4 protein-coding genes are annotated in these 3,728 nt (G+C 71.9%); all 4 read right to left on the reverse strand.

Annotated elements, in window-relative coordinates; translation table 11 throughout:
• On the reverse strand, positions 1-154 hold a 154-nt coding region (locus tag G3I19_RS35215), incomplete at its 3' end, for an adenosylhomocysteinase (protein ID WP_164267755.1).
• A 300-nt stretch (positions 155-454) separates the two neighbouring features.
• Complete coding sequence (locus G3I19_RS35220) at positions 455-1,432, reverse strand: cation diffusion facilitator family transporter (protein WP_164267756.1); 978 nt, start codon at positions 1,430-1,432, stop codon at positions 455-457.
• Positions 1,433-1,498: 66 nt separating this feature from the next.
• Complete coding sequence (gene manA, locus G3I19_RS35225; RefSeq protein ID WP_164267757.1) at positions 1,499-2,662, reverse strand: mannose-6-phosphate isomerase, class I; 1,164 nt, start codon at positions 2,660-2,662, stop codon at positions 1,499-1,501.
• A gap of 232 nt (positions 2,663-2,894) precedes the next feature.
• Positions 2,895-3,728 (reverse strand): SIS domain-containing protein (locus tag G3I19_RS35230; protein ID WP_164267758.1); only part of this gene is annotated, 834 nt, incomplete at its 5' end.

Below are 3,728 nucleotides of genomic sequence, written 5' to 3' on the forward strand. Positions count from 1 at the left end.
GGGCGCCGGCCAGCGGCTGCGCCGCGGCGTACTCCTTGCGGATCGACATCAGACCGGGCATCTCGTGCTCGGCGAGCGTGATCTCCTTGCGCCCGAAGGCGGCCAGGGAAAGATCCGCGACCTTGAAGTCCTGGATGATGGCGTCGGTCGTCATACGAGCTGCTCCTCGGAAGGTTGGTCGAGGGTGTATGGGCTGGATGCTGCGGCGACGGGCGGAAAGGCACACGAATGCCCGAGCGCTCGCGGCGCAGTCCGTCGGAGGCCCTCTCTCCCTCGGCCGGTCCGCAGAACGGACCGCCCGACCGCCATCAGCAGCGACGTCTGGCTCCCGACGAATCTACACCGATCGGCCCAGCGACCCCCAGCCCGCCGGGAGGACCGTCCGAAATCAGTGCATCGGACGGGTCCCCGTCGGCGGGCCCGGCAGGCGGGCCCGGCAGGCTCAAGGGCCGGGTCAGTGCTGCGGCACCGGTGAGGGGCCGCCCGGAGTCGCCTTCGGGTCCGCGCCCGCCGCGGCCTCGGCCTCGCTGTAGATGTCCGGCTCCAGATAGATCACCCGGGCGATGGGCACGGCTTCGCGGATACGGGCCTCGGCGGCGTTGATCGCCCGCGCCACTTCCGCCGCCGTGTCGTCGTGCTGGACCGCGATCTTCGCGGCCACCAGGAGCTCCTCGGGGCCGAGATGCAGCGTCCGCATGTGGATCACGGAGGTGACGGTGTCGTGGTCGACGATGGCTGCCTTGATCTTGTCGACCTCCTCGGTGCCCGCTGCCTCACCGAGGAGAAGCGACTTCGTCTCCGCGGCCAGGACGATCGCGATCAGGATGAGCAGGGTGCCGATGCAGAGGGTGCCGATGCCGTCCCAGACGCCGTTGTCCGTCGCCACGGCAAGTCCGACGCCGGCCAGGGCGAGGGCCAGACCGATCAGTGCGCCGAAGTCCTCCAGCAGCACCACCGGGAGTTCGGGCGCCTTGGCGCGGCGGATGAACTGGGCCCAGGAGAGGGTGCCGCGCGTCTGGTTGGACTCCTTGATCGCGGTACGGAAGGAGTAGCCCTCCGCGATGATCGCGAAGACCAGCACCCCGACGGGCCAGTACCAGTTGTCCAGCGAGTGCGGGTGCTTGACCTTCTCGTAGCCCTCGTAGACCGCGAACATCCCGCCGACCGAGAAGAGCACGATCGAGACAAGGAAGGCGTAGATGTAGCGCTCACGGCCGTAGCCGAAGGGGTGCTGCGGGGTTGCTTCGCGCTGGGCCTTCTTGCCGCCGAGGAGCAGCAGCCCCTGGTTGCCCGAGTCGGCGAGCGAGTGGACGCTCTCTGCGAGCATCGACGACGAGCCACTGAAGAGGAACGCCACGAACTTCGCTACCGCGATCGAGAGGTTGGCGCCGAGCGCCGCCACGATCGCCTTGGTTCCACCTGACGCACTCATGGGTGGACGTGTTCCCTTCGTCGGTGCCGCGGCGTTGGTGCCGCTATTCGGCCGCACATTGTTGCATCAGGCCACAACGGTGGCGCGGAAGACCGTCCCCGCTCCGGTCAGAGTGACGGTCTCGCCCGCCGGCACGAAGACGGACTGGCCCGGTTTCAGGGCGAGTTCGCCCGCGCGCGGGGTGCCCGCCGTGCAGAGCAGGATCTGTGCGGTGCCCGAGGGCAGCGGGAGTGGACCGGCATCCTCGGGGCGTACGTAGCGCGAGAGCCGGAACTCGTCGATCGGGGTCTCGTACAGCTCCTCGCCGTCCGGGTCCGCCTCCGGGCGCAGGACGCCGGGCTCGGTCGCCTCGAAGCGGACGACGCGGAGCAGTTCGGGGACGTCGACATGCTTCGGGGTCAGACCGCAGCGGAGCACGTTGTCCGAGTTCGCCATGATTTCGACGCCGAGACCGCTGAGGTAGGCGTGCGGGATGCCGGCGCCGAGGAACAGCGCTTCGCCGGGCTGGAGTTGTACGTGGTTGAGCAGCATCGCCGCGATGACGCCCGGGTCGCCGGGGTAGTGGTGGGCGAGTGTGGCGTACGGGGCGTAGGCGCCGCCGATGCGTCCGGCCGCTGCGGCGGCCTCGGTGACCGTGTCCTTCATCCCGGCCGGGTCCGCGGACAGGACCGCCGTCAGGACCTCCCGCAGCGCCGCCTCCTCGGGATGTGCGCGCAGGATGTCCACGTACGGCTTGACCGAGTCCACGTCGAGGCCGGCGAGCAGATCGGCCGATTCGGCCGGTGGCCGGAATCCGCAGAAGCCGTCGAAGGGCGTCAGCGCGCAGATGAGTTCGGGCTTGTGGTTGGCGTCCTTGTAGTTGCGGTGCGGGGCGTCGACCGGGATGCCGCGGCGCTCCTCGTTCTCGTACCCCTCCTTCGCCTGGGCGAGGTCGGGGTGGACCTGGAGGGAGAGCGGGGCTCCGGCCGCGAGGATCTTGAGCAGGAAGGGCAGCCGCGGGCCGAACTTCGCCACGGCCGGCGCGCCCAGCTCGGTCTCGGGAGCCGCGTCGATGACCGCCGAGAGCGGCTGCTCGCCGGCGCCGCGGTCGATGTGGGACGGGGCTCCGGGGTGCGCGCCGAGCCACATCTCGGCCTGCGGTTCACCGGTGGGCTCGGTGCCGGTGAGGGCGGGGATGGCGGTGGTCGAACCCCAGGCGTAGGGGCGCACGGTGTTGGCGAGGCGGTCCATGAGGCTACTTTCCGGGCTGCTGGGACGGCGGGAGGGTCACGCGGGGCGGCGTGCGGTCGTGTACGTGGTGGTGTGCGGGGCGTGCGGTCGTGTACGTGGTGGTGTGCGGGGGCGCTCGGTACCGGGGTGTCCTCGGTGCCGGGCGTTCTCGGTACCGGGGTGTCCTCGGTGCCGGGCGTTCTCGTACCGGGCCGGTGCCCCGGGGTGCGGGTGCGTGGGCCGCGGTCGGCGTTCAGACCGTGGCGAGAGCGACGTAGGCGGCGGCGAAGTCGGTGACCGCCAGGAGCTCCGCGAGGCATTCCAGCTCGCCGCCCTCCTCCGGTTCCAGTTCGCTGACCGGGGTGTCCTGGGCGAGGGCGATCTCCCGGGCGGCGGGGGCCGCGGTGAGGCCGCCCGCCGGGCGGTCGCGGAGGAGGACCACTCGCGCGTGCAGTGCCTGCGGGTCGTCCACCCGGTCGCGGAAGAAGTCGTCCGGGTCGGCGTCGCCCGCGAAGGGGCCGACGAGGAGCGCACCGTGCGCGGGCAGCGCCTCGGGCAGTTCGGCGGCGAGGGCGGGGCGGCCCGCCAGTTCGGTCAGCACGGCCGCGAAGCGACGGCCGGCGGGGGCCGCCGCGGTGCCTTCCGTCCAGATGAGCGGGAGGGAGTCGGCGAGTTCAGCGGCCAGGGTCTTGGCCGGGTTGCTGTAGGTGGCGATGGCCGGACCGCAGCGTTCCGCTGTGCTGTCCAGGCGGTCGGCCACCTGCTGCAGGGTCTCGGGCGGCGCGGTGACCAGACCGACCCGGTCGAGCAGAACCAGCAGCGGGGTGAGCAGGGCCCACAGGGCGCCGGGGCCGGCCCCGGTGAACGGCACCTCGGTCTCCTCCTCGTACGGCGCCTCGGCCATCGGTACGACGAGGCCGTGTGCGCCGTCGACCGCCTCGGTCAGCGGCGAGCGGCGCGGGGCGACCCCGACGACCGTGCAGCCGCGCCGGTACGCCTGTTCCGCGAGGAGGGCGAGGCCCGGCTCCGTGCCGTCGGCGGTGGCGATGAGCAGCAGGTCCACGGAACCGGCCCAGCCGGGCAGGGC

The sequence above is a fragment of the Streptomyces sp. SID10853 genome (assembly GCF_010548145.1).
GTDB lineage: Bacteria > Actinomycetota > Actinomycetes > Streptomycetales > Streptomycetaceae > Streptomyces.